The sequence below is a fragment of the Kitasatospora sp. NPDC056531 genome (genome assembly GCF_042794375.1).
GTDB lineage: Bacteria > Actinomycetota > Actinomycetes > Streptomycetales > Streptomycetaceae > Kitasatospora.
Window position 1 is genome coordinate 1 of sequence record NZ_JBHTTU010000271.1, and the last position, 2,809, is coordinate 2,809.

Sequence of the window (2,809 nt, forward strand, 5' to 3'; positions counted from 1 at the left end):
CGTCAGGCCCGGCCGGTTCAGGTAGCCACGGGCCACGTCCGCGCCGGCGATGTACAGCTCACCCGGCACACCCGTCGGCACCAACTGGAGCGCGCCGTCGAGCACGTACAGCCGCACGCTGCCGACCGGCAGGCCGATCACCGGACGCGTGCTCGACTCCACCCGCGCCATCACCGAGGCCACCGTGCACTCGGACGGCCCGTAGAGGTTGAGGCAGGTGACTCCCTCAGCCGCCCGCAGCTGCGTCCACAGCCGCTCCGGTACGGCCTCGCCGCCCACGGCGACCGTCCTCGGGCGCCAGTGCGGATGGCTCAGCAGCCCGTGTGCCACCAGGACCTGGAGGTAGGACGGAGTGGCGTCGACGTGGTCCAGCCCGCACCGCGCGGCGTACTCGACGAAGGCGTCCGGGTCGGTCCAGGTCGCCTGCTCCAGGACGTGCAGCTCGTGGCCCGCGAACAGACCGCACAGCTGGTCCAAGGAGGCGTCGAAGGACACCGACGAGGTCAGCCCCACCCGCAGCCGCTCCCCGTCGGGCGCCGGGAACTGCACCGGACGCTGATGGGCGAAGTGCTGCAACAGCGCGCCGCAGGTCGCCACCACACCCTTGGGCCGACCTGTGGAGCCCGACGTGTAGATCACGTAGGCCGGGTGGTCCGGAGCGACGGTCACCGCCGGGTCCTCGGCCGGGCAGGCCGCCAACTGCTCGGCCGTCGCCGGGTCGTCCAGCACCAGGCACCCGTCCGGGCCGATGTCACCCAGCCTCGCCTGGGTCCGGACGTCGGTCACCAACAGCGCCGGCCGGGCGTCGTCGAGCATGTACCGGATCCGCGCCACCGGGTACTCCGGGTCCACCGGAACGTACGCCCCGCCCGCCTTCCACACCGCCAGGATCGCCACCACCAGCTCGGCCGAACGCGGCAGGGACAACCCCACCAGCCGCTCCGGCCCCACCCCCCGCGCGATCAGCGCGTGCGCCAGCCGGTTCGCCCGTGCGTCCAACTCCGCGAACGACAGCGACACGTCCCCGCACACCAGCGCAACGCGGTCCGGAGTCGCCCGCACGTGCTCCCGGAACAGCTCCGGCAGACCCGCGTCGGACACCTCCGTCTCCGGACCGGCACCCAGCCCCCGCAGCCCCCGCTCCTCGTCCGCGGCGACCAGGCCGATCCGGCCGACCGGCTCGCGCGGGTCGCACTTCGCGACGGTGTCCAGCAGCGCGACCAACCGCGTCTGGTGGGAGGCGAGTTCGTCGTCGCTCCAGGTCTGGGGTGCGCCCTTGAGCTCGACCTGGAGTTCGGTGTCCCCGCGCTGGCCCATGATCCACAGGGACAGCCCGGTGATCGGCTCCGGGAGCAGGTAGTGCAGCGTGGCGGTATGCCCGGCGAAGCTCGGTGCGGAGTCGAAGACCATGATGTTGACGACCAGCGGGAACGCCGCCCCGGTGGCGCCGAGCTCCCGGAACAGCTCCTCGCTGCGGTAGCGCTGGTGCGCGAGGGCCGCATCGGCCTCCCCTGCCACCTCGGCGACCAGGTCGCGCCACCGTGTCTCCGGTCGCACCGGCAGACGCAGGGGCACCACGTTGGCCATCGTGCCGGGCGTGAACAGCAGGGCGCGTTCGGCTCCCTCACGCCCGGTGACGGGAAGACCGATCTGCACGTCCCGGTCCCCGGTGAGCCGGTGCGCGTAGAGCGCCGCCGCCGCGATCAGCGGGCGGGACCAGTGGACGTCGATCTGTGCGGCCGCCGCGCGCAGCGTGTCCACTCGGAGCACCGCGGGTTCCACCGTGCCGCGCAGGCCGTCGCCGCCGCGCGGGGCCCGGCCGGTGAGCCGGGTCGGTTCCGGCCGGTCGGCGAGCCGCTCCGTCCAGTACGACCGGTCGGCGGCGCACTGCCCGGAGGCGCGGTAGTCGGCGTCACTGCGGATCAGGTCGTGCAGCGAGCCGAACGACGACCGCGGGACCTGGCCGCCTCCGGCCAGCGCCGTGTACACCCGCGTGATCCGCCGTCGGACGAGGGAGAGGCCGAACCCGTCCATCACCAGGTGGTGGTAGTTCTGGTACACGAGGTGGTGCGTCGGCGAGAGGCTGATCAGCGCGAAGCTGAAGAGCGGATCACGGGTGAGGTCCAGCGGGCGCATCCGGTCCCGCGCCATCCATGCCAGGGCCGCCGCGCGCGGGTCGGGCTCGGAGCTCAGGTCGAGCAGGGCCGGTACCCAGTCCCAGCCCGCACGGACGACCTGCCGCGGTTCCTGCCCGTCGTGGACGAAGCTCACGTGCAGCGCGTCGATCTCGTCGACCACCGACCGCAGCGCGGTCTCGAAGAGCTCCGCGTCGACCGGGCCGTGGACTTCCAGGTAGTCGCCGATGCGGTAGGCGTCGAGCGCTGTCCGCGCGTGCTGCTCGGCGAGCCAGATCTCGCGCTGGGCAGCTGTCAGGGGAAGAACATCGCCGTCACGACGGGACATGGGGGTACCTCCAGGAGTGTGGGCAGGCGTCGTCGCAGGGCGCGCCGAACCGCGCCGACCACGGTGGCGTCACGTGGTCGGCGGGCGGGCGCGGCTAACTGCTGCGGTCAGGCGGCGAGTTCGCCGGCCTGGAGCTGCCAGAGGGATGCGTAGAGTCCGTGCTGGGCGAGGAGCTCGTCGTGGGTGCCCTGCTCGGCGATGACGCCGCCCTTGTCCATGACGTAGATCCGGTCGGCGTGGCGGACCGTGGAGAGCCGGTGGGCGATGATGACCATCGTCCGGTCGGCGGCGAAGCCGCGCAGGGTGCGCTGGATGGCGGCCTCGGTCTCGTTGTCCACGGCGGAGG

The 2,809-nt window shown here is 72.8% G+C and carries 1 protein-coding gene and 1 pseudogene; both read right to left on the reverse strand.

The features are described from left to right. The coding region (locus ACFQ87_RS45465) for an AMP-binding protein (protein WP_380616921.1) at positions 1–2,463 on the reverse strand (2,463 nt) is incomplete at its 3' end. Between the two features lie 107 nt (positions 2,464–2,570). Beyond that, positions 2,571–2,809, reverse strand: a pseudogene (locus tag ACFQ87_RS45470) (ABC transporter ATP-binding protein); the annotation flags it as partial.